Raw genomic sequence first — 23,134 nt, 5'->3', positions numbered from 1 at the left:
GGGAGTTAAAGTTTGCAAATTAAAAAGAACAATAAAAACAGAATTAATGGATTTATCACAGCTAAGGAGGTACGCTTAGTTGATCATAGTGGTGAAATGGTCGGAATCGTGCCAATAGAACGAGCTTTGGAATTTGCACAGGGTGTTGGTTTAGACTTGGTGGAAATTGCACCTGATTCAACCCCTCCAGTATGTAAAATTCTGGATTATAGCAAGCAAAAGTATGATATAAAAAAGAAAGCAAGTGAAGCAAAAAAGAAACAAAAAACATTAACTATAAAAGAAATTAAACTGGGTCCTAATATTGGTGATCACGACTACGAAACAAAATTGCGTCAAGCAAGAGACTTACTTGTCCACGGACATAAAATTAAAGTCACAATGAGATTTAGAGGGAGAGAGCTTATAAACACTGAAGTTGGACTGGAAAAATTAGAACGGCTAATTCGAGACACTGAAGATATCGCAAAGGTAGAATTGGCACCTAAAAGAGAAGGGAATCAATATTTTTTAGCTCTGGTTGCTAAGTAGCAAAACGGCTTAAGAAGTATAAGTAAAGTTAAATTATCGCTCTCTCTTTGATAACATGGCGAAAATGTCTTATTAATCCTTGAATCGGCCAAGCTGCAGCATCGCCAAGCGCGCAAATTGTATGTCCTTCTATTTGAGTTGTAAGGTCAAGCAGCTTATCTATTTCATCAGGTTTAATATCTCCTGCCACCATCCTCTTCATAATCCTCCACATCCATCCAGTACCTTCACGGCATGGTGTGCATTGTCCACAGGACTCATGCATATAAAAGTGTGATAACCTCTCTATTGCAGCTATTATATCAGTTGATTTATCCATCACTATTACAGCAGCAGTACCAAGCCCTGATTGTGCAGTTCTTAATGAATCAAAATCCATTTCAATAGTATCGCATATAGATTTTGGAATTAATGGCACTGAAGACCCACCAGGTATTACAGCAAGTAAATTATCCCAACCTCCTCGCACTCCACCTGCGTATTTTTCAATTAATTCACGTAATGGAATTCCGAGCTCTTCTTCAACATTACACGGGTTGTTTACATGTCCTGAAATACAAAAGACCTTGGTACCAGTATTATTTGGTTTACCAAGAGATGTAAACCATTCTCCTCCGCGATTTAGAATATCTGGAACCATGGCTATAGTTTCAACGTTGTTTATTGTGGTTGGGCAGCCAAAAAGTCCAACACCTGCGGGAAATGGAGGCTTCATGCGAGGAAAGCCCTTTTTTCCTTCAATTGATTCAAGTTGAGCTGTTTCTTCTCCACATATGTAAGCTCCTGCACCCCTATGGATAAACACATCAAGATCATAACCTGATTTGCAGGCATTTTTTCCAATTAAGTTTTCTTTATAGGCTTCCTCAAGTGCTTTTTTCAGAACTAAATATTCATTATAAAATTCACCCCTGATATAAATATACGCAACTGATGCGCTGATCGCTCTGCTGGCCAGGAGAATTCCCTCAAGTAACTTATGTGGCTCATATCGCAATATATCTCTATCTTTACATGTACCAGGTTCTGACTCATCTGCATTGACTACTAAATATGCTTTTGGGAGATTTTTGGGCATAAAGCTCCACTTAAGGCCGGTGGAAAATCCTGCACCCCCTCGACCTCTCAAGCCAGATTTCTTTACTTCATCAATGATTTTTTCTGATCCTAAATCCAGTAATTCCTTTGTTTTTTGCCAACCACCACGTTTTTTTGCACCCTCAAGTAGTGGAGTTTCTTTACCATTTAGGTTGGTGAATATTTTGTCTTGTTCTTTTAGCATGTTTTTCAAAATTTGTGAGTGATCCCGACGCGATTCGAACGCGTGACCCACTGATTAAAAGTCAGTTGCTCTACCGGCTGAGCTACGGGATCATTTCATTTTTCAGCTATACTAAACATCAATACAGTTTTTATCCGTTTTAATCAAACTAAAATTTTCATGTGTGGTTAAATAAATTATATAATATACTGCGTTAGTGATAATTTAGTTAAAAAATCTATGAATAATTTAAAAAAATTTCCAAAGGAAAACTTCTTGTTAATTTTCAGTTCACAGATTTATTTGGATGGTGTGACGTATAACGCTAAGGAGACAAAAAAATAGAGAAGTGTGTACACCCTGCAGAATTTGTACACTATTTAGCAATAGCCTAATAGATAAATATTTCTTGCATTTCAGCCTGAGTGATTTATGCTTTAAGCAAGAATTACCTGGGGGTATAGCTCAGCTGGTAGAGCATCTGTTTTGCACGCAGAAGGTCAGCGGTTCGATCCCGCTTGCCTCCACCAGTCTATACAGCTCTAGCCGCCACAAAACCTGTCAAAGCAGCTTATTTTAATCTATGAGGATTTTATACTATTTCCCTGAAAATCTCTATTTCTTTTCGTAACTTTTCTCTACACAAGTAATGTTGGTTATTACAATTGTAATATATACTAACTTAACAATAAATTAATCAATAAATGTTAGAATACTAACAATTAATTTATTGGTAACGCCTATGAGTGGAAAAAAGCATGTTTTTAAGATGATACCTGGAAAAGAGGTGTTTAGAAAAACCCCGACTACAAGGATAAAGTGGCCTGAAGGTTATGATCCTACAATGTCTATTAAAAAAGTTGAGCTTGTATCGCTGGATGATAAAAACGATGTAGCACTAGGCTTATTACCTATAAAACTTTGCGGCAGTTCTTGCCTAGACAGTTACATATGTCTGGAGGAAGAAAATGAAGGAAATCTGGTAGCCAAAGATTATAAAAGTGATTCTAACTTAGATTATTTAAAAAGTAACCATACATTTGTATATTACGGTAATGAGTTGGCTAAGTTATCATATACAAGAGAACTTGTGCAGCCTTTCAAAACTATTTGTGGCAGTTCTATTAAATCAAAAAAATTGGAATACAAATATGTAACATGGGAAGATTCAGATACTGGCAACAATAAATATTATTTTTCAGACGAGGCAGGAAATATAATCGATTCACCTGACAATAAGGTATTACAAGACATTATGTTATACTACGGTGAGAGACATATAAGAGATGTGCTACTGTTGCTATCAAACGCGTTTACTAAAGTTTTTATTCAGGGCCTAACAGACGGCCAACTAAAAACTCTTGCCAATACTCTTAGTAACGAGCAACTGCAAAAAATAATTCCTGAACTGAGCTCAAGCCAGTTGCAGGCCTTAGCAGAGAACTTAACAGATGAACAACTCCAAGCTTTAGTGGATCATCTAACCAATCACCAGCTAAAAACCCTCGCTCAGGAACTAAATCCAGAAAAGTTACAAATAATTGTTCCTATTTTAAATGATACTCAGCTTGAAGCTCTAGTGAGAAAATTAAATTCAGAGCAAGTAAAAGAAATTTTACCTCACTTAAAAGTGGATCAGTTCAAAGCACTTATTAAAACTTTAAATGACGAGCAATTTACAGTGCTTGCAAAAGACTTGGCTGAGCACCACTTGACAATACTTTCCAAAGAATTAGAAGGTGATCAGTTGAAAGCTTTAGTAAATAGTCTGCAAGAAGACCAACTGAAAGACTTAGTTAATAAGCTTGATCATGAGAAACTCGAAGCAATTGCTCAGGATTTAACTGATTCTAATAGGATTCAGATTATCATCAAGTCTTTAGTTGATAACCCAGACAAACTTCAAGCTTTTGCTCGCAATATGTCTAATGAGCAGTTTAAAGAACTTTTGGATAACGTAGGTGCAGAAGAGCTTAAAGAGATTATTCACAAACTGCCTTATGAGAAAGTGACAGCTGTGATTGGTGATCTCAGCAATCAAGATCAGTCTAAAGCTATTATTGATGCATTAAAAGGGAAACTTGATGAACAAAATGAAAAACAAAAGGAAATCCTTGAGCTGATTAAGAAACTTGGAGATTCTGCTGATGAACCTAAATGGGAGGGCCCTCTTCAAAACGCCAATGCTGAACTAATGGTAATGGAAGAGTACTTTCAGACTGGATACGAAGTATTGTTGAGCTAAATATTTATGGGTTTGAAAAGAGCTTTTTATATTTCTATAGTTGATTTTATTTGAAATTTTAAATTTTAATGAGGTAGTTTATATGGCCAATGAACCAAAAATTATAAGTAAAGTTACCCTTGCAAAACCGACAAATTACGAAACGAATAAAGATAAAAATGCGAAAGTTAGTTATACTCATAGTGTTATTGATAAACTGATTGAAAGTATGAATGACGGACTTGTTGTGCAAGTAAATACTAACTTGCATGGAGAACAAGAAAAAGTCAATCAACTGATTGAAGACGTTGGTAATGTAGATAGTGGTTTAGTACAGAGCCTGAATAACTTACAGACAAGAGTAAAAGAATTAGAAGACAATACCACTAGTGAACCAGATTGGGGTTAAACTGGAAAGAGTAATAGTCTCTAGGCTATTACTTTCTCCACATACCATTTCAATGTAGCTGAATTGATTTTGAAATTATAATTTTTTATAGGAGTTAGCATGAATAATAGTAAACAAGAAAGCAAAAACGAACTTAAAGTAATAAGCAAAATAGAAGTTAACACCAAACCTAAAGGTTATGATGAAACAGTTGCGCGAAATCCAGCGCAGCTTGGTTATGTCCACAAAGCTTTAGATAAATTAATCGCAGAGCTGAACACGAAATTCGTTCCTGAATTGGATGATGTATTGCATAACAATAGCAACTCTATCAGTCAATTAAATGACATGCTAACAGAAGAAAGGAGTAAGCTTGACGAGCTAATAAAAGAAATTAACGATTTAAAATCTTCGCTAGAACCGCCACCAATGGATGCTCCTGAATTCATATAAGAAAAAAAGTAATAGCTCAGTGGGCTGTTACTCTCTCTACATATCGTTTCAATACAACTGAATTAGGGAATCTGTTTTAAAACTTTTGGCATATAGTTCTCATCATGTTTTGCAAACACTGTATCTGCAAGAAAAGTACTATTATCAAACATTTTACCTTGCACAACAACACCACTTTTTTCTGAAAACATTGGTGGAAGTATCCCTTGATATTTTACCACAACGCTTTTGTTAAAATCTGTCATTTGAAAAATTACTTCACTTTCGCTCCGTATCACGCTATTTTCAACAACCATTCCACCAACACGGATTAGTTTTTGACTATTTTGTAAAACTATTGCCTCACTTACTGTATAGAAAAATGAGATGTTTTCTTTGAGCGTTGTTAAAATAAAAAAGACTATGCAGCTTAAAAAGCAGAAAATTCCTGAAGTTATAAGTAATCGCTTATGTTTCTTCTTCATTATTATCTTTCAGGCTTTCTAGAATTTTTTTACTTTTAATATAGCAAGAAATGGTAAGAATCAGTTCTCCGGTAATCAATGTAAGACTAATAAGGTAAGCAAAAATCACATACGTGTTCATAATATATCGTTAATAAATAACTCACCTGCATCAAAATAAATTAAGCTTCCATCCTTTTGCTGCAACACCAATTTACCACTTTTATCTATATCAGCAAAAATTCCTTCATACAATTTGTCAGCTAACTTTACACTGATTTGCTCATTCATTTTGAATGCTTTTTTTAACCACATTTCTCTTATAGCATAAAACCCATCAAGTAGCCATTGCTTTCTTAGCTTATTAAAATTTATTATTAATTTCTTTAACAGATCTATGTTAGACACAGACTCACCGTAATTGCTAATGCACGTTGTTCCTGGAAGTGGTGCATGACTGACATTAATTCCAATTCCTATAATGAACCAATTCGAATTGGATCTTTTTTCAAGTAATATTCCACTTATTTTCTTGCCATCAATAAGGGCATCATTTGGCCACTTATACTGGAGATTTAGACCATTTATAAATGACAGTATAGTATTTCCAACAGCAAGAGCAGTAACAAAAGTCAATTCTGTTAATTTGCTAACTTGATTCATTAAACCTCTTTCTGTCATCCCAGTATTTTCCCCAGTGCTTGACACATAACTATGCGAACATTGCAATTTGCAGGTGGTATGTGGTGTCATTCCAGTGCGTGACACTGGAATCCAGTTCTTATTACACAGTTGCCTGATGTGCCCATTTGTAATTAAGTTTTCTGGATCCCAGTGTCTGGGCACTGGGATGACATCATCCTTGGTGGGAATACCACAACGTTTGTACAGTTGTGTGCTTGACCATTCTTCTTTTTTTCTAGATTCCAGCGTCACGCGCTGGAATGACACCGAAAGCTGGCTTTCATTCAGATAATCGTTAAAGAGGTTTATCACCAAACTCGCATAAAAATTACCCTCTGGAGAAACCCAACTTTTTCCGGTGCGCCCCCTGCCTTCTGTTTGTTTATCGGCAATAATAACGGTTTCATTTGATATTCCTTTATCAATTAAATCCAACGCTTCTTTATTAGTGCTTGAAACTTCTTTGTAATGATGAATATAAAAACCCTCAGGGATCACCTTGTCAGCCCTTTAGTTCAATGAGTGAGTAAAGATCTTCTACATACAAGAAAAGAACGAGGTTGATCAGTGAAGCCACTGAAGTGATAATGAATAGACCCTTAGAATAAGCAATCTTATTACCACTAGCTTTATCAAAATACATAACTTTCATGATATTTAAATAATAGTAGCATGATATCACACTCGCTATTACAAGGATCAAGGACAGGCTGATAAAGCCAGAATTTATTAAACTTTTGAATATAAAAAATTTGGCGAAAAACCCAGCAAGTGGAGGTATTCCCGACATTGAGAGTAACAGCACAGAAAGATGAAATGCTACAATTGGGCGTTTCTTCCCTATACCAGATAAATTTGCAATATCACAATCGTCATCGTCAATTTGTACGAGATATGAGAATAGCCCTATGCTTGTGATGATATATATCACCAGATACATTAAGGCACTATCTGTTCCTGCTTGTGTAAAAATAGAAAGTGAAGCAAATATAAAACCAATGTGACCAATTGAACTGTAAGCAAGCAGCCTTTTTAAGTTTTGCTGACGTAAGGCCCCAAAAGCTGAGATAAGCACAGACAATGCTGAAACGTATAAGAAAATAGGCTGAACATAACTTTTTACATTTACTAACTCTTCATTCATCAATCGAATTAAAAATGTTACAAGTGCAGCTTTTGGGGCCGTAGAAAAAAACGCAGTTACTATGGTAGGTGCACCTTGATAGACATCTGGAGCCCACATATGAAAAGGAGCAATAGCAAGCTTGAAACACAAACCAATTAGGACAAAGACTAACCCAAAAACTATTCCATAAGTTATCTGATGGTTTTGCAAGAATGAACCGAGCTCAGAGAAATTGACTTGTCCTGTATATCCATAAAGCAGCGACATTCCATATAGCATAATGCAGGAAGATAATGCACTGAGTGTAAAATATTTCACTCCTGCTTCACATGAATAAATCGAATCTTTATTAAAGCTCGCAAGAACATACAAAGATATACTCATCAACTCAAAAGCTAAATAAAAAGAAATCAGACTATTTGCTGAAACCAAAGTTATCATGCCAAATAGCGCAAAAAGAATCAGCATTGAAAATTCATACTTATAGTCATATTTTGATAAATTCAGCATCAAAAGTATTAAAATTCCTGTGCTGAGAATTAACCCTTGGGCTGACCTGATGTATAAATTGAGTTTTAACAACGAATTAAAGAGAAAAATTTCATTGTTTTCTGCCGAAAGAATTAAAATAATCAAAGTTACCACTGTGCAGCCAAGTGCTAATAAGTTGATAGTTCGGCGGTTAAATATAATCCCAAGCAGCAGCAACACGAACGAGGAGATAATAGAGAACGTTTCCGGCAATATCTGTATATAATTCATAGCGCATTATATTTGACTAACAAATTTGCCATACATGGCTTCAAATAATTCAGTGCAAGGGTTGGGTAAAATCCAAGCAAAATAACAAACACTGCAAGCAGAATTAAGACAGAAAATTCTATGCTATCCAAACGGTTATTTAATAATTTAGAATAGCTAACCCCCCATATTATTTGCTTACATAAATTCAGCATATAAACTGCGCTTAAAATAGTGCCAAGTGCGATAAATCCTGTAAAAAACCCTATGCTCTTAAACATTCCAACCATAGCCAAAAACTCACCTATGAATCCAGATGTTCCAGGTAGCCCTATTGAAGCCATTGAAAATAAAATGAACATAAAACCAAATTTTGGCATTGTGTTTACTATGCCAAAATATTTTGCAATCTCCAAAGTTCCAGTTCGAGTATATAGCATTCCAACACACAAAAATAAAGCAGCAGAAATAAGGCCATGACTAATCATTTGAAATATGCTACCCAGTACTCCTTCCTCACAAAATGAAAAGAGGCCAGCAGTAACGATCCCCATATGTGCTATTGAAGAATAAGCTATTAACTTCTTTATATCATCTTGAGCAAACGCAACTAGCGAAGCATATATCACCGCAATAATGCTCAGCACAACAACGAAATTTGAAAAATACAAACTTGCCTGAGGAAGCATTGGAATAGAAAACCTTAAAAATCCATATCCGCCCATTTTAATAAGCAAGCCAGCTAAAATCACAGATCCAGAAGTTGGTGATTGTACATGCGCATCAGGAAGCCAAGTGTGAAATGGAAACATCGGTACTTTTATTGCAAAAGAAATAAAAAATGCAATCCACAGCAATGACTGCACTTCAAGATCAAGGCTTGGCACTAATGTAGCTAATTTTTGTATATTAAACGTTCCAAAAATGTTATAGATGTAAACCAATCCAAGTAGAAATAATAATGAGCCAGTTAATGTATAAAGAAACAACTTAAACGTTGCATATACCCTGTGTTTTCCTCCCCAGATGCCAATAATAAAGAACATTGGTATTAAAACAGCTTCAAAAAACACATAAAAGCTTATAGCATTCAGTGAAACGAAAAAACCGACTACAAAACTCTCAAGCAGTAGAAATAATGCCATATATGGCCTAAGGGTTGTATAACTCATTTTGCAGTTGTAGAGTATACAAATTACAAACAAGAAAGTTGTAAGCAGAAGGAAAAGCAACGATATACCATCTATCCCTATTCCAACATTTCTAATTGGGTAGCTGACAAACTGAAAGTCCGCATCGTTATAATCAAATTCTATACAAGCTACAATGCTAAGCAAAAATGGAAGTACAGCAAAAAATAGAGCAAGGAATCTTAAGTGTATAGATTGATGATTAATCCTGATTAAGGATAAAATCAACGCTCCTATCAGTGGAAACAAAAATATACTAAGTAACAACACCTTCTATTTAATTCCAATAATATATAAAGCACCGATTATTAAAGTAACAAACATAATAAATGCATAATCAAATATATAACCAGTTTGTAACTTTATAGAACTTTTTGAACATTCATTAACCAACCTTACAACACCATTTGGTCCAAATGAATCAATAGCCTTAACATCAAACTTCCATAGAAGCCTAGATATAAACCTTATCGGTGCAATTATAACAAACTCATACACCTCATCAAAGTACCATTTATTCTGCAAAAACTTAAGTAAAAATTTACTCTTAATTTGCCTAATTACTTGATATTGGTAAATTAGGTACGCAAGTGCTATTCCACTTAGGCTTGTTAAGGTTGGCAGTAGTTTTATAAAGAAATTATGAACTCCATGCTCATCAATCATCACTAAACTTGATTTCCAAAACGCATTACTAGTTATGTTCAAAATATTTGCTCCCCATATTCCAGAAAATACTGATCCAAAAGCGAGTATCAGTAATGGTATAAGCATAATCTTTGGTGCCTCATGTATATTAATTTTACTTTGTTTTTGGCTGTGGAACACAAGAAGCAATAACCTCCAAGAGTAAAACGCTGTGAAGAATGCAACAACTAAGCTTATTACAAAAGCAAAGCTATCCGTGCTATAAGCATGTTCAATTATCAAATCCTTTGAATAAAAACCTGCAAATGGGAATATCCCAGAAAGCGCAAGAGATCCAATCCACATGAGAGCGTAAGTGCAAGGGATTTTCTTCCAGCAATTTCCCATTTTCTGAATGTTTTGCTCATGATGCATTGCATGAATCACATTGCCAGCACCAAGAAATAGTAGAGCTTTAAAAAAAGCGTGTGTCATTAAATGAAAAATAGCAACATTGTAAGCAGAAAGCCCACATGCCATGAACATATAACCAAGTTGACTGCAGGTTGAATAAGCAATTATTTTCTTTATATCGTTCTGAGTAATTGCAACGGTGGCTGCAAAAAAAGCAGTGAGTGCTCCAACGATAACTATTAATTCTCGTGCCACATTTGATAACTCAAACAATGGAGAACACTTTGCTACTAAAAATATACCTGCTGTTACCATCGTTGCTGCGTGAATAAGTGCAGAAACAGGAGTTGGCCCTTCCATTGCATCTGGCAACCAAACATGTAAACCAAGCTGTGCAGATTTACCCATACAGCCAATAAAAAGTAATATGCATATTATATGAGTTACTTTGAATTCACAGCAGAATGCCCTAATGTTCTGCGTGCCAAGAAGATCAGTTGTGTCAAAAACTTCAGTAAAATTCAAAGAGTGAAATGTATAATAAATAAGAAAGATTCCAATCAATAGTGCAAAGTCTCCTACCCTATTCACAACAAATGCTTTAATTGCTGCATTATTTGCAGAATATTTTTGGAACCAAAATCCTATGAGTAAATAAGAACATAGGCCAACCCCTTCCCAGCCAAAAAAAAGCTGCACGAAATTATCGCTTACAACCAGCACAATCATGCAAAACGTAAATAGCGATAGGTAAGAAAAAAACCTCGACTTCCCCTTATCATGCTCCATATAACCGATAGAGTAGAGATGTACTACCAGTGAAACGGTGGTAATAACAATAAGCATTAAGGATGAGAGAGCATCCACACTAATTGCCCAATTTACTTTTAAGATGCTCAATGAGAACAAAGGAAATAAACTCAAGTGATAATTTTCAGAGAAGGTGAGAAAAACATACCAAGATAAAACTGCAGATATTCCAATCCCTGCAGTTGTAACTAACTGACTTTTTCTAAAAAGTGCTGCAAATAGCGAACCAAAAAGTGGCAAAAATACTATTAATTTCAGTATATCCATCATACTTTCATTCTTTCATTAAATTTGCTTGTTCAACATCTATATTGCCACGGCTTCTATAATATACAACCAATATTGCAAGCCCAACTCCTGACTCTGCTGCCGCAACATTCAACACAAACATCACAAAAATTTGCCCAACTATATCATTCATAAAGGCAGAAAAAGCAACTAAGTTGATATTAATTGCCAGCAATAATATTTCTATTGATAACAATATATTGATTATGCTCTTACGGTTGATGAAAATACCGCACACTCCAATAGTGAACAAAACAGCAGCAACTATCAAAAAGTGATTTAATCCTATTTCCATTCTACTCCTTTTCCAAATTTAGCCTTAATCAATTTTACAGATGAAGATTGTGTCAATTGCTTTAATACATTCTGTTTTTTAACTCCTTTTTTCTTGTCCTGCAAAGTAAGAGCAATTGCACCGACAATTGCAACAAGCAGCAGAATACCAGAAAGATGAAAAGCGTACATGTAGTCGGTATACAGCAAATTACCAATAGCTTTCACATTATTGGTATTATAGTTTATAACATTGCTTATATTCGGTGCTGAGCTGCGGATTACAAAGCTGATGACTAGAAAAAACACAACACACAACATAGCACCAAGAGTGCAATGCTTTGCAAAACCCTGGCGCAACCTTATGTAGTCAATATCGAGCATCATAACTACAAAGAGGAACAACACCGCAACCGCACCGATGTATACTATCATCACCATCATAGCAATGAACTCAGCTCCAAGGAGAATGAAAAGAACTGCAGAGTTAACGAAGGTGAAAATTAAAAATAATACTGCATGCACAGGATTTCTTACACTAATTACGCATACAGCAGATAAAATGCTGAGAATTGCAAAAAAATAAAAGAAAAAAGGCATCGATACTTTAACTGCAACAATAGTTACTAATTTAAAGTGACTATCGTGGTAAAGTCAATATTATATTAAACGTTTGAAAACATTGTACTACAAAGCTCCAGCTCCATTTTAAATTATTATAAAGCTGAAGAAATAGAAATGAAGGCGTACATATAAGCCATTCCAAACTCCACTTATCCACCCAACAAGCAGAAGTTCTGGTGCCAATACCTCAAATCAAGTTGTTGTTACTCGACATACACCTGAAACTACTAAAACAAAATAGATGTAAAACCTACGTTTAAATATGTAGTACTTGAGTGAAGCATTCTTTAACTGTTCTATTCAATAAAACCTTTACAATATTTCAATCATAGGTTTAACTTTACGAAGTTATAATCTATAGGGCTACGATGAACGATTATCTCTCACTGCTAAATCCAGAACAACAATCAGCTGTAACTAACATAGATGGACCAGTTTTGATACTGGCAGGAGCCGGGACGGGAAAAACAAGAACGATTACTTCAAGAATAGCACACATAATTAGAAACGGTCACGCTTATTCTGATGAGATATTAGCAGTTACATTTACAAATAAAGCAGCAAATGAGATGGTATCAAGGGTACTTGAGCTAACGGGCACAAACATACCATGGCTTGGCACTTTCCATGCAATTGCAGCAAAAATTTTGCGCATGCACGCAGAAATTGTGGGCTTAAACCCCAATTTTACAATCATTGGTGTGGATGACCAATTACAGGTAATAAAAAATATTATCAATGAAATAAATCCTGATTACCTATCAGAAAAATGTAAGACCATTATGAATATTATTCAGCAATGGAAAGAGAAGTGCTTATTGCCATCTGAAGTGGAAGATATTCAATCATTTAGGCCAGTATATGTAACTGCACTCAAGGTCTATCACCAGTATCAGGAAAGGTTGAAATTCCTTAATTCTGTCGATTTTGGTGACTTATTGCTATATAACATACAGCTCTTTAATCAAAAGACCGAAGTTCTGTCCTACTACCAAAACAAGTTTAAATATGTCATGGTAGATGAATATCAAGATACAAATGCGATACAATATCTTTGGCTAAAATACCTTGCAAAAGAGCACTCAAATATTTGCTGTGTAGGAGATGATGACCAGTCGATATATAGTTGGCGTGGTGCAGAAGTTGAAAATATTTTGAAGTTTTCTGATGATTTTAAAAATGCAAAAACCGTTAAACTAGAGTGTAACTACAGGTCAACATCCCACATACTTGCAACTGCGTCATATGTTATCAATCACAATAAGACTCGCTTAGAAAAAAAATTGTGGACAACAAACATTGAAGGGGAAAAGGTAAATCTAATAAAATTATGGGATGGGAAAGCTGAAGCAAGGTTCATAAGCGAACAGATATTGAAACTCAATAAATACAGATTTAGTGACATTGCAGTGCTGGTAAGGGCCACTTTTCAAACTAGAGTTCTCGAAGAGTATTTTATAAAATATTCAATTCCCTACAAGATTATAAGTGGCGTAAAATTCTACGAACGTCAGGAAGTCAGGGATATAATTGCATATTTAAGACTTGTTACAAACAATAACGATGACTTAGCTTTCGAAAGGATAGTAAATCGGCCAAAAAGAAGCATAGGAGCTACAACTCTAAAGAAAATATACACGACTGCTCAGGATAACAAAATTTCTTTTTTTGAGGCAGCAAAAATATTGGTTAATAGTAATCAGGTAACCGAAAGAATTAAACTCTCACTCAACGATTTTTTAAATAAAATTAAAGCTTGGGAAGAAATAGTAAGCGTAAAACCACTGCATGAATTCGTTAAAATCGTAGCAAACCAATCAGGATATATTGAAATGCTTGAAAATGAGGAGGTAACAGGCTTAGCACGAATAGAAAATGTTAAAGAGCTCATCTCATCTTTAAAAAATTTCGATAATGCCACAACTTTCTTGGAGCATATAAGTCTGGTGATGGAAGTGGATAATATGAATAACGATGACACCGTATATGTTATGACTCTTCATGCAGCCAAAGGACTTGAATTCCCGTGCGTGTTTCTACCTGGTTGGGAAGAGGGATTATTTCCTCATCAAAGATCTTTTGATGACAAAAGTGGTAAAGCTTTAGAAGAAGAAAGAAGACTTGCATATGTTGGCATAACCAGGGCAAAGGAAAGGTTAATCATTTCATGTGCAGATAGGAGGGAAATTAACAACCAGTGGCAACCGATGCGCACTTCTCGGTTCATTAAAGAATTGCCAAGAGAAAATGTTGAGGTAATTAAAAGCAACATTGCCTACTGTTGAAGCTATAATTGCAGATAAACATATCTTACAAATCTGAATTACTTCAACTATATGTTTCTCCTGGCAAAAATTCTGTAACCGTTCACACTTAATTCTTCAATCTCATACCAATTTCTATTACATAACAAACAAATAGACAATAGAAGTGAGAAGGTTATACTAAGGCAGTATAATGATGGAGTTTTGGAATGGCATTGGTATCAGGTTGCAATTTTAGCTTACATTGTGCCAATCTTTCTTCGATTGCTGCTCGCATAAATTCTGCCTGTCTTTTAGTTCTGCAGTGCACTATCGCATCATCCACATATCTTTCAAATGGTACTGTTGGGTGATTTTGTTTCATCCATATATCAAATGCATGGTGTATAAATATGTTTGAAATGATTGGGCTTATTGAACCTCCTTGCGGAACTCCTTTTTTCCCTAACTACCTTACTGCCATCTGCTTGCTGAATAGGGGATTTCATCCACCTTTCAACATACAGTATGACCCATTTGCAGTCTGTGTGCTTCTTGATAGCCTGCAGTGCTAAATTGTGGTCCAGATTGTCGAAAAATCCTGTAACATCAACAGCTTTCTTGGTAATCGTATCCTGTCTCCAATAAACAGCGGTTTTGCTATGTATCCTTGATCAGCAAAAAACTTACGTAAAGTTGGAGCCTTGTATTTAGCTTGAGTGAAAAGATTTAGAGCACCATCACGATCTTGAACACTTGCACTATGAACATCAGCCGCAATAATTAAGCCCACTGTATCTACAACAATATGACGTTTTCTACCCTTTATTTTTTTTTCAGCATCATATCCTCTGGATCCCCTTTTTGAGTGGTTTTTACTGATTGACTGTCAATTATTCCTACTGAAGGTGTTTCATTTTTACCAAACATTTTTCTTACCTCTTTTACTAGCATATTATGTATTTTTTCCAATTTGCCATTACTACGTCACCTGAGAAAATAGTCATACACCGTCTTCCATGGAGGAAAATCTTTCGGCAGCATTCTCCATTGACAACCACCTCTCATTATATACCTTATTGCATTAATAATTGTTCTGATATTGTGCTTTCTTGGCCTCCCTATCTTTCCTTGTGCAACATGTGGCTCCAAAATTTCCCATTCCTTATCACTTATATCACTTGGATACAATTTTCCCTCCTATTTTTTACTTACACTATCATATTTTTTTCCTCATTCCTTTTCAAGACATACTCTTAGACAACTGGACGTCAAGCCTATCCTAGTGCTGCATATCAAGCTCATACTCAGTATGTAAATCTTTGACTAAAGCTACAGCGCATTCTTTTTGAACAATTATACTGATTTTGATTTCAGATGTTGTGATAGCAAGTATTTCTATCTTTTTTTCGCTTAAAACCTTGAGTGTGCGGTGCATCACTTCAGTGTTAGACATAACACCAATACCAATTATTGAAATTTTAGCTACATTATCGTTTATAGCATAATTTTCATTCTTATTCAGTAACTTTTCCATTAAATCAATATCAAATTTGGAGATAACAAAACTTGACCCATGTATCATATCAATTTTAACGTTTGCTCCTGCTATATCTCTTAAAGTACGCAAGTTATTTGCAAGGTTAGTGAAAGTTACAAGAGCTTCATTAGTGCTATAAGTTATTCCAGTAATTAAGTATCTCTCTAGTACATCCCTTTTGTGTAGCACTGTGGTGCCTTCTACTTCCTTAAAAGTGGATAGCACTTGCACTTTAATGTTATGTTTCATTGCAAGTTGTACTGAACGATTATGCAGTATTTTAGCACCAGATGACGACATTTCCAACATTTCATCGTAAGAGATAAATTTGAGCTTGCGTGCCTTTGGAACAATTCTCGGGTCTGCTGTATATATTCCATCAATATCAGTAAAAATTTCGCAAGTTCTAACACCAAAGGCTACCGCGAAGGCAACTGCTGATATATCAGAGCCTCCTCTTCCAAAAGTAGTGATTCTATCATCATTTATACCCTGAAAACCAGCAATGATCGCAGCAGTATAACCCTCAGCAAAAGATCTTTTCACACGTTCAATCTTTATTGTTTTTATTTTAGACTCAGAATAAAAATCATCAGTTACAATTGGTAACTGCCAGGCAAGCCACGATTTAGCATTAACTCCGATCGATTGGAGAGTGATAGCTAATAGACCGCAAGAGATTTGTTCTCCTGCTGAAAGCATAACGTCATACTCTGATAACTCTTGTCTATAACTTAAATTTGAGATTTGCCTAGCCTGAAAAACCATTTGGTCAGTAAATCCTGCAACAGCAGATACAACAACGATTACATTACAACCTTTCTCAATATCGTTTTTTATCAAATTTGCAACTCGGTTTAAATCAGTTAGCGAAGTCCCACCAAATTTTTTTATGATTATTTTGTCCATAGTTACAATATAACTCTCTTCTGAAGAAAAATATAGTTTTTGTAGAGATAGCAGCTTGCAAGCCATTTAGAAAAGGGAGGACAAAGCTATAGCTAACGCGTCATACCACGATTCATTCCATAGCTGTACGAACATTCATTTTTGAAGGTAAATTGCACAGCAAATGGTGTCATCCCAGTGCCTAGACACTGGGATCCAGAAGACTTAATTTCAACCAAGTGGCTGCATAATAAAGGCTGGATTCCAGTGTCTAGGCACTGGAATGACACCCTCCCTTGTGGAAATTGCTCTCAAATCACAATGTTCGTACAGCTATGGATTCATTCGCGGTATAGATTCCGCTAACTAGTAGCGGAATGACGAATTTGTTGTTTTAAAATTGTCAGTAAATCTAAGTTAGTTTAGCTATATAGCACGAACTAAACCACTAAGCAGCAGAAGACCTTGCATGACCTCCAAAAAATGCTTTTACTCTTTCAAGATAAGTAGGTGGTTCTGCAGGGATTTCTATTTCATCTATTTTAGAATATATTGCCGCGTCTACGACTTCATCCGTTATTAACTCCCTTAACTTTGTTTTATCTGCCCTCTCTGAATATGCTCCCCATAGTCGTTATAAAACTTTACATATAATTCCTTAAACACGAATTCTTTTATAGCATCTCTTGTATAAGAAATGCCGTCCTTTACTTCATCACTCACGTTGCTCAAATCCACCCCAGAACTTGGTGAATACAAATTATCAAAATTTTCTTTCAAAACTTTTATTTTATGGTAGTGCTTATTCACATATTTCTCAAGAAATCTTTTAGTAGCATTACCAGCCAACTTCCCCATTAGCTGAGGCTCCAGTTGAGCTGCAAAGTTGTTTTCTGCTTCAAGGCCACTTAATGCATAAATAATACGGAGAAGCATTCCAGGACCACATTGGCGGTTACTTTCTTCAAAGCGAACCAGTAATGTAGATTTCAATAGTTCTACGTCTGCATTTTGCTCTCTTGCCGCAATTAAAACTAAATTTATAGCCTGTGTCAATGTCAATCCGGTTTGTGAATCTACCCAATTTACCCACTCCCCAGTTTCATAACCATCCAATCTTAGATAAGGTTCTATCATTCGTTTTTGCTGACTTGTTAAACCGCTTATATAACTTTTAAACTCTTCATCCAACTCATTTAACGGCGTACCATGTTCTTCCTTTAATTTTTTGGCACATTCAATAACGCTTTGCTGAAAACTTCTAGTATGAACGCTCTGACTACTAGTACCCACATCACTTACATTAAACAAAAAGCTTAGCTGCTTTACATTCAAACCCAAAGGTGAAAAGAGTTTTACTGATGGATATTTTATTAACTCAAGAAGTGCTACTGGAATTAGCAGTGCATAATTTAACAATAATAAACCAAAATTAAATATAAGAAACCCACGTAGAGCTGATACCTTTGATGCAATATACAAAAATGGAAGCTGTAGGTAATATATCAAGTGTATACTGAAGAATAAGATTTTGTCCTTTAATTTTATTGTTGGATCTTTATAAACCTCAAACAACATGCTATTGCTATCAATATTGTTGTTTTTAAAGAAGGTATAGTTGTTTATGATCTTCTCTTGCAAGGGAAGAAGCATTTTATTCAGGCAAATAAACGCAGCAATAACAATAAAACCTGTAGCCAAAAATGCTAGTGCAGGGCTAGAAGTGCTTGTAGATAAATAGGCATAAAGACCATCAACAATTAAGTTTTTGTATAATCTTTCAAAGGGACGAACTAGAATCGGGTCAAGGATATAGTTAACAAGAAGATTTAAATAATACACGAGAAACAAAAGTGCAATCAAAAATGCTTTTAATCTCGGATTCATAACCCCCTCTTAATAATCTGTTAATATAATCTATTTTAGGAATAAATTGAAAAAAATGCAAGTTTTTATGTTAAAAGATCAATTGAAATTTCTGAGTTTAGGGTATATTGTTAATCTATTTAAACAAAAATTATTGTGTCAAATAAAATAGGTTTTTGGGCTATTTTTGCCTTAGTGATTAGCAGCCAAATTGGCTCTGGAATTTTTATGCTTCCAATTAGCCTTGCTCCATATGGCATGTATAGCCTTATAAGCTGGATAATATCAGGGCTTGGTGCTATATCTCTTGCTTTAGTTTTTGCCTCACTCTGCGCAAAATTTCCGGAAACGGGTGGCCCTCACGTCTATGTAAAGCATGCTTTTGGCCCTGCTGCAGCTTTTTTTGTTGGTTGGACGTATTGGGTGATCTCATGGGTTAGCACAACAGCCGTAATAGTTGTGGGTGTTGGTTATCTTACACCATTTTTCCATGAAGATATTCAAAACGTACATCTGTTTTTAGAGATGTTATTACTTACAATTATTACACTAATAAATTTTAGAGGAGTAGCTACTGCTGGACGTGTTGAGTTTTTATTGACGGTGATAAAAATTTCTGTATTGCTTGTAATACCTATAGCAGCATTGTTTTTTTTTGATAGAAATAACTTCATCATAAGTGAAGAAATATCAAATCTTACAACATCGCAGATTCTTGCCCGTTCTACACTTATTACTCTATGGGGTTTTATTGGAGTTGAATTGGCAACAGCACCTGCAGGGTCAGTTGATAATCCAGCTAGAACAATACCAAGAGCTGTGGTACTTGGAACAATCTCTGTTGCTGTTGTGTATTTTATCAACAATCTTGCAATTATGGGATTAATAAATGGCAATGATTTAGCAAGTTCAAGAGCACCATATGTTGACGCAATAAAAATTATGGCCTCTGGCAATTGGCACTTGATTATTTCTATAACTGCGTTCATTTTTTGTGTTGGTACTTTAAACGCTTGGGTACTAGCTAGTGGACAAGTGGCCCTTGGCCTTGCAAAAGATAAACTGATGCCACAGTTTTTTGCTCAAAGAAACAAGCACGGTTCTCCTTTCTGGGGCATAACAACTAGCTCAGTTGGAACTGCAACTTTACTAATCCTCACTTCAAGCAACAATTTTGCTAAGCAGATCACATCAATTATCGACTTTTCTGTAGTTTCATTTTTATTTGTTTACCTTGCATGCAGTCTTGCTTTTCTCAAAGTTATTGTGCAAGAAAAGAGTTGTTACAAATTTTTAATTGGCAGTATAGCAACAACCTTTTGCTGCTGGGTAATATTTGAAACTTCTGTGAATACCTTGCTGATCGCAAGCTTATTCACTGCAAGTGGCGTACCTCTTTATTTATTTTGGTATCGCAGAGTTTCTGTATAGCAAATGTTATGTATCTGTTCAGCAGAGTGGCAAAATAAGGTAGACGAGAAAAGACAACTATAGGAAGAAATGGGTGTCATGCCAGTGCGTGACACTGGGATGGCTTTGTTGCATCACACTTTATGAGATGGTGATTTATGGTAAATTCATGTAACTATCTCAAATTTAGCCATACCAATATCAGTGAATTTATTAAGCAAATAGCATTTGATTAGCAGTTCTTTTTCTCGATTTATCTCAGATTTATTCCTAAAACTAAATCCGAATATTTGCTTTAATCTTGAGAAAAACCCTTCAATATAAGATCTTTTCCCATAATTTACTTCTTTTTTCCATTCTTTCATGCCATCTTCACCGTATAATTTTATTAACCTAATAGCAGCATTCCTGTCAGACATATAATCTATTTCTGGATGTTCTGCCGCATTGTTTATTGGTGGAATTTTTGTCTTTATATCATATTTGTTACACAACTTATAAAACTTGTGCCTATCACATGCTCTATCTGCATATAGTGCTTTTATGGCATGCTGAAAATCAACTTCTTTTAGCAAATCACAAGCTCCATAGTGATCAGAGTAGACACCGTTACTGTATTTTACAGCTATGGCTTTTTTGTTGTTTATATTCAACATTACGTGCAATTTTCTCGTTTGCTCATAGCCACGATATTTTCTGTCAGTGCTATTTTCCTTCAGGAGTGTTGTTGTATATACTAATTCCTGTACTGTCTATAGCAATTTCGATATCTTCCATATTATTTTTATCAATTCTGCAATCATTTATCTTAATATTAAGTTTCTTAAACCTTCTTGATGCTTGTGAATAGCTGATAACTGCCAAATCTCTTCCTATTTGTTGCAAATACCCTTTTATAAACCCGACTGTTTGTCTTAAACCAATTCTAAAGAAACTGACGATTATATGCACCAAAATCACAACTTTATTACTATAAATATAGTTGCCGTCCTGCATTTTTGGAAAATTCTCGTACCAATTTTCTATGGCGTCATTGATATAACAAAAAATGCTTCCTCTTTCTTGGAGAAATTTGTTATATTCATGGCAGTTACTGACTCTCATTTTTTGTGGCATATTTTTTCTTCAACAGTTAAATGGCTATTTATAATGAATTTTGTCAGTAACTGCCAGTTCTTTTCACTTGAGCGATGCAACAAAGCCCACTGGGATCCAGTTTTCCATATAATCTCATCGAAAATGTTGTAACCACTTTCTATGCTAGTTTGCTTGCTCACAAGCAAACTTTCCTGGATCCCAGATACTGTCTCTGCTGTCAAACAAATTATCCAACAAAATTACAATTAAATGGTTGATTATTTTTAAGAATACCAAAAAAGACATGCATTAATTTTCGCATTAACGCAAGAACTATGACTTTTGGACATTTGCCTTTACTTGCTAGACGCTGACAAAACTTTTGAAAATGATTATTATGGTTTTTGACTACTATAGCTGGCATATAAAGAGCTTTTCGAATACGCTCAGATCCTATTTTGCATATGCAACTTCTCTTACTTACTGACAATCCCGATTGATAATGTCCTGGATTTAGACCAGCAAAAGCTGTAAATTGTTTAGCATTGTCAAAGTTATCAACTGATGGCATTTCTGCGACAACAGCAACAGCAGTAAGATATCCTATACCTTTTATAGTCTTAAGGTTTTCCACCATATTTTTTAGATGTGGATAGTTATTTATATGCTCATTAATTTCTTTTTCGAGAACAATAATTTGCTCCTCTATTGCCAAAATTACTTTAGATATAGCTTCTTTGCAACTGGAATGCATATTTTTGTTTTCCAAGCGATTTGTCTGTTGCACCTTATCATCTTTTAGCGATTGCATGCAACGGTAAAGCTCCCTCAAATGCCTCATTTCAGGTGCAATGGGCTTCCAAAGAGCAGGTTTGTTGGCGATACAAAATCTAGCTATCATAGCTGCATCTGATTTATCTGTCTTATTTCTGAGCAGCTCACTTTTGCCAAAAGCTTTGATTTGGGCTGGGTTTACTATACTGACATTATGTCCTAAATCGTGCATAAAAGTAGCCAAATCTTCTCCATACCAACTAGTTGCTTCAAGACATAAATGAGTAAGATTTGCTCCATGGCCATTGCACCAAATTACAAGTTTTGCAAAACCATCTTGATTATTTTGAAAGACTTTGTGTCGTTTTTTACTGTCCACTAACAAACAAACATCAAATTTCTTTTTTGAAATATCCACACCCAAAATAGCATTTACTTGCATAAAATTGCCTCCAAGACTATAAATAAACTGAGAGTTTAGACTAACCTTGTAATACGGGATATAATTCCAAAAGATACTGTTCAGTCTTTAACTCTATGGGAGGGAAGCAAAATCTGGCTTAATGGCATTAGTGTCGCATCAGCTTCACCCTCCCTGTGAGGTATTTAGCTCTAATGCCTCACATCATAAAGATACAAGTGTCACGCACTGGGATGACAAGAAAGGGAGCACTGGAATTTTTGTTTCAATATTTGTACATGAGCCATGCATCTGAACAGATACAATGTTATAACTAGAGATAATTTTTAAATGATTGATATTTATGAACTACGACTTTTCTTGTTGTCCACTTGTTCAACATTACCCTTCTCAAGTTTTCTATCTACTTCTTTTGTGTGTTCATCATCTATACTAGTTTCATCTTTTATCTTACTAGGGTAATCTTCCTGCGATTTTTTATATGCTTCCATGTTGTCATGTATAGGGTTACTGATGATTTCTATTTTTTCAGGTGTGAAAATCCTTGCTAAAAATCTCCTTATTATTGGTATTGACCTTAAGAAATCTCTTAGCTTTGAAGATTCTTGTCTTTTGTTTAGAGACTGTTGGTCTATTTTAGAGGTTTTTACACCATACTTTTTATCATCAAAATTTATTGTAGGCTTTCTTTTATTCGAAAGAACACTTTGGGCCTTTGATCCATTGGTTCCTTCAGGCCCTTGAGGTGTAGAAATTGCAGGTTTAACCTTAGTTTCATCGTATTCCTTACTCATCTTTCATTTCATTATGTAATATTACTAATATTGCATAATAATAG

27 protein-coding genes, 2 tRNA genes and 1 pseudogene are annotated in these 23,134 nt (G+C 35.2%); 9 read left to right on the top strand and 21 right to left on the bottom strand.

The features are described 5' to 3' along the window. Positions 1 to 12: 12 nt before the first annotated feature. Positions 13 to 531, top strand: coding sequence for a translation initiation factor IF-3 (infC, locus tag OOK97_RS06980; protein WP_264705282.1), 519 nt, complete (start codon positions 13 to 15; stop codon positions 529 to 531). 28 nt (positions 532 to 559) lie between these two features. Here infC and nuoF read toward each other — a convergent pair whose 3' ends face one another. Then, positions 560 to 1,813 carry an NADH-quinone oxidoreductase subunit NuoF gene (gene nuoF, locus OOK97_RS06975; protein ID WP_264705281.1) on the bottom strand — a complete coding sequence of 418 codons (1,254 nt, stop codon included), beginning with the start codon at positions 1,811 to 1,813 and terminating at the stop codon, positions 560 to 562. Positions 1,814 to 1,832: 19 nt separating this feature from the next. Continuing rightward, positions 1,833 to 1,905: transfer RNA gene (locus tag OOK97_RS06970), tRNA-Lys, on the bottom strand. A 341-nt stretch (positions 1,906 to 2,246) separates the two neighbouring features. Between OOK97_RS06970 and OOK97_RS06965 the strand changes: the two genes are divergently transcribed. The 4 genes from OOK97_RS06965 (at position 2,247) to OOK97_RS06950 (ending at position 4,857) form a co-directional block, all read left to right on the top strand. Beyond that, positions 2,247 to 2,322: transfer RNA gene (locus OOK97_RS06965), tRNA-Ala, on the top strand. 212 nt (positions 2,323 to 2,534) lie between these two features. After that, positions 2,535 to 4,037, top strand: a complete 1,503-nt coding sequence (locus OOK97_RS06960; RefSeq protein ID WP_406719916.1) for a magnesium transporter MgtE N-terminal domain-containing protein — start codon at positions 2,535 to 2,537, stop codon at positions 4,035 to 4,037. Between the two features lie 82 nt (positions 4,038 to 4,119). Next, positions 4,120 to 4,425, top strand: a complete 306-nt coding sequence (locus tag OOK97_RS06955) for a hypothetical protein (RefSeq protein ID WP_264329450.1) — start codon at positions 4,120 to 4,122, stop codon at positions 4,423 to 4,425. 99 nt (positions 4,426 to 4,524) lie between these two features. Further along, positions 4,525 to 4,857, top strand: coding sequence for a hypothetical protein (locus OOK97_RS06950; protein ID WP_182320991.1), 333 nt, complete (start codon positions 4,525 to 4,527; stop codon positions 4,855 to 4,857). Between the two features lie 62 nt (positions 4,858 to 4,919). Here OOK97_RS06950 and ccmE read toward each other — a convergent pair whose 3' ends face one another. Genes ccmE through OOK97_RS06915 form a run of 8 tightly spaced genes read right to left on the bottom strand, consistent with a single transcriptional unit; the run spans position 4,920 to position 12,053 of the window. Beyond that, entirely contained in the window at positions 4,920 to 5,321 is a 402-nt protein-coding gene (gene ccmE, locus OOK97_RS06945; protein WP_012673317.1) for a cytochrome c maturation protein CcmE, read from the bottom strand. Next, complete coding sequence (locus OOK97_RS07645; protein WP_006012903.1) at positions 5,305 to 5,442, bottom strand: CcmD-like small membrane protein; 138 nt, start codon at positions 5,440 to 5,442, stop codon at positions 5,305 to 5,307. The genes ccmE and OOK97_RS07645 overlap by 17 nt, the downstream gene beginning before the upstream one ends. After that, entirely contained in the window at positions 5,439 to 6,482 is a 1,044-nt protein-coding gene (locus OOK97_RS06940) for a biotin--[acetyl-CoA-carboxylase] ligase (protein WP_264705279.1), read from the bottom strand. Before OOK97_RS06940 ends, OOK97_RS07645 begins: the two co-directional genes overlap by 4 nt. Positions 6,483 to 6,486: 4 nt before the next feature. Beyond that, on the bottom strand, positions 6,487 to 7,872 hold the full coding sequence (locus OOK97_RS06935) for an NADH-quinone oxidoreductase subunit N (RefSeq protein ID WP_264705278.1): 1,386 nt from the start codon (positions 7,870 to 7,872) through the stop codon (positions 6,487 to 6,489). After that, positions 7,869 to 9,311, bottom strand: coding sequence for a complex I subunit 4 family protein (locus tag OOK97_RS06930; RefSeq protein ID WP_264705277.1), 1,443 nt, complete (start codon positions 9,309 to 9,311; stop codon positions 7,869 to 7,871). The genes OOK97_RS06935 and OOK97_RS06930 overlap by 4 nt, the downstream gene beginning before the upstream one ends. Positions 9,312 to 9,314: 3 nt before the next feature. Next, complete coding sequence (gene nuoL / locus OOK97_RS06925; RefSeq protein WP_049973600.1) at positions 9,315 to 11,162, bottom strand: NADH-quinone oxidoreductase subunit L; 1,848 nt, start codon at positions 11,160 to 11,162, stop codon at positions 9,315 to 9,317. Between the two features lie 4 nt (positions 11,163 to 11,166). Then, positions 11,167 to 11,475 carry an NADH-quinone oxidoreductase subunit NuoK gene (gene nuoK, locus OOK97_RS06920; RefSeq protein WP_264705276.1) on the bottom strand — a complete coding sequence of 103 codons (309 nt, stop codon included), beginning with the start codon at positions 11,473 to 11,475 and terminating at the stop codon, positions 11,167 to 11,169. Continuing rightward, complete coding sequence (locus OOK97_RS06915; RefSeq protein WP_006279581.1) at positions 11,466 to 12,053, bottom strand: NADH-quinone oxidoreductase subunit J; 588 nt, start codon at positions 12,051 to 12,053, stop codon at positions 11,466 to 11,468. The genes nuoK and OOK97_RS06915 overlap by 10 nt, the downstream gene beginning before the upstream one ends. Before the next feature lie 392 nt (positions 12,054 to 12,445). On the opposite strand from OOK97_RS06915, the gene OOK97_RS06910 reads away from it, so the two are divergent. Then, a complete protein-coding gene (locus OOK97_RS06910; protein ID WP_264705275.1) occupies positions 12,446 to 14,362 on the top strand; it encodes an ATP-dependent helicase in 1,917 nt (638 codons plus the stop codon). 154 nt (positions 14,363 to 14,516) lie between these two features. Here the strand turns inward: OOK97_RS06910 and OOK97_RS06905 are convergent, their stop codons facing one another. After that, positions 14,517 to 14,729 (bottom strand): hypothetical protein, encoded by a 213-nt coding sequence (locus tag OOK97_RS06905; RefSeq protein WP_065094389.1) that lies wholly within the window; start codon positions 14,727 to 14,729, stop codon positions 14,517 to 14,519. Positions 14,730 to 14,733: 4 nt separating this feature from the next. Here OOK97_RS06905 and OOK97_RS06900 point away from each other — a divergent pair, with 4 nt between their 5' ends. Then, on the top strand, positions 14,734 to 14,895 hold the full coding sequence (locus OOK97_RS06900; RefSeq protein ID WP_237357334.1) for a hypothetical protein: 162 nt from the start codon (positions 14,734 to 14,736) through the stop codon (positions 14,893 to 14,895). Here OOK97_RS06900 and OOK97_RS07485 read toward each other — a convergent pair. The 6 genes from OOK97_RS07485 to OOK97_RS06870 form a co-directional block, all read right to left on the bottom strand. Then, positions 14,892 to 15,128 carry a hypothetical protein gene (locus OOK97_RS07485; protein ID WP_238513961.1) on the bottom strand — a complete coding sequence of 79 codons (237 nt, stop codon included), beginning with the start codon at positions 15,126 to 15,128 and terminating at the stop codon, positions 14,892 to 14,894. The genes OOK97_RS06900 and OOK97_RS07485 overlap by 4 nt on opposite strands. Before the next feature lie 17 nt (positions 15,129 to 15,145). Further along, the gene (locus tag OOK97_RS06895) at positions 15,146 to 15,274 is read right to left on the bottom strand and encodes a hypothetical protein (RefSeq protein ID WP_255317429.1); all 129 of its coding nucleotides are present in this window, start codon (positions 15,272 to 15,274) and stop codon (positions 15,146 to 15,148) included. A 33-nt stretch (positions 15,275 to 15,307) separates the two neighbouring features. Continuing rightward, entirely contained in the window at positions 15,308 to 15,511 is a 204-nt protein-coding gene (locus OOK97_RS06890) for an IS5 family transposase (RefSeq protein ID WP_007549940.1), read from the bottom strand. 91 nt (positions 15,512 to 15,602) lie between these two features. Beyond that, positions 15,603 to 16,769 carry an aspartate kinase gene (locus OOK97_RS06885; RefSeq protein WP_010962950.1) on the bottom strand — a complete coding sequence of 389 codons (1,167 nt, stop codon included), beginning with the start codon at positions 16,767 to 16,769 and terminating at the stop codon, positions 15,603 to 15,605. 92 nt (positions 16,770 to 16,861) lie between these two features. After that, the gene (locus tag OOK97_RS06880; protein ID WP_264705692.1) at positions 16,862 to 17,038 is read right to left on the bottom strand and encodes a hypothetical protein; all 177 of its coding nucleotides are present in this window, start codon (positions 17,036 to 17,038) and stop codon (positions 16,862 to 16,864) included. A 298-nt stretch (positions 17,039 to 17,336) separates the two neighbouring features. Next, positions 17,337 to 18,635: a hypothetical protein gene (locus OOK97_RS06870; RefSeq protein ID WP_264705273.1), complete on the bottom strand. Its 1,299-nt coding sequence runs from the start codon at positions 18,633 to 18,635 to the stop codon at positions 17,337 to 17,339. 135 nt (positions 18,636 to 18,770) lie between these two features. On the opposite strand from OOK97_RS06870, the gene OOK97_RS06865 reads away from it, so the two are divergent. After that, entirely contained in the window at positions 18,771 to 20,045 is a 1,275-nt protein-coding gene (locus OOK97_RS06865; protein ID WP_010082345.1) for an APC family permease, read from the top strand. A gap of 146 nt (positions 20,046 to 20,191) precedes the next feature. On the opposite strand, the pseudogene OOK97_RS07640 reads toward OOK97_RS06865, so the two are convergent. From OOK97_RS07640 to OOK97_RS06845, 3 genes and pseudogenes are all read right to left on the bottom strand, one after another. After that, positions 20,192 to 21,140 (bottom strand): annotated as a pseudogene (locus OOK97_RS07640) (IS5 family transposase). Continuing rightward, positions 21,125 to 21,343 (bottom strand): hypothetical protein, encoded by a 219-nt coding sequence (locus tag OOK97_RS06850; RefSeq protein WP_264705270.1) that lies wholly within the window; start codon positions 21,341 to 21,343, stop codon positions 21,125 to 21,127. The pseudogene OOK97_RS07640 and the gene OOK97_RS06850 overlap by 16 nt, the downstream one beginning before the upstream one ends. A gap of 5 nt (positions 21,344 to 21,348) precedes the next feature. After that, the gene (locus OOK97_RS06845; protein WP_264705269.1) at positions 21,349 to 22,317 is read right to left on the bottom strand and encodes an IS110 family RNA-guided transposase; all 969 of its coding nucleotides are present in this window, start codon (positions 22,315 to 22,317) and stop codon (positions 21,349 to 21,351) included. Between the two features lie 173 nt (positions 22,318 to 22,490). Between OOK97_RS06845 and OOK97_RS06840 the strand changes: the two genes are divergently transcribed. Beyond that, entirely contained in the window at positions 22,491 to 22,613 is a 123-nt protein-coding gene (locus tag OOK97_RS06840; protein ID WP_255324202.1) for a hypothetical protein, read from the top strand. Positions 22,614 to 22,637: 24 nt separating this feature from the next. On the opposite strand, the gene OOK97_RS06835 is transcribed toward OOK97_RS06840, so the two are convergent. Beyond that, on the bottom strand, positions 22,638 to 23,090 hold the full coding sequence (locus OOK97_RS06835; RefSeq protein ID WP_264705268.1) for a hypothetical protein: 453 nt from the start codon (positions 23,088 to 23,090) through the stop codon (positions 22,638 to 22,640). Positions 23,091 to 23,134: the final 44 nt, after the last annotated feature.

It is taken from the genome of Wolbachia endosymbiont (group A) of Gymnosoma rotundatum (assembly GCF_947250765.1).
GTDB classification, from domain to species: domain Bacteria; phylum Pseudomonadota; class Alphaproteobacteria; order Rickettsiales; family Anaplasmataceae; genus Wolbachia; species Wolbachia pipientis.
This window is presented reverse-complemented; position numbering and strand designations above follow the sequence as displayed.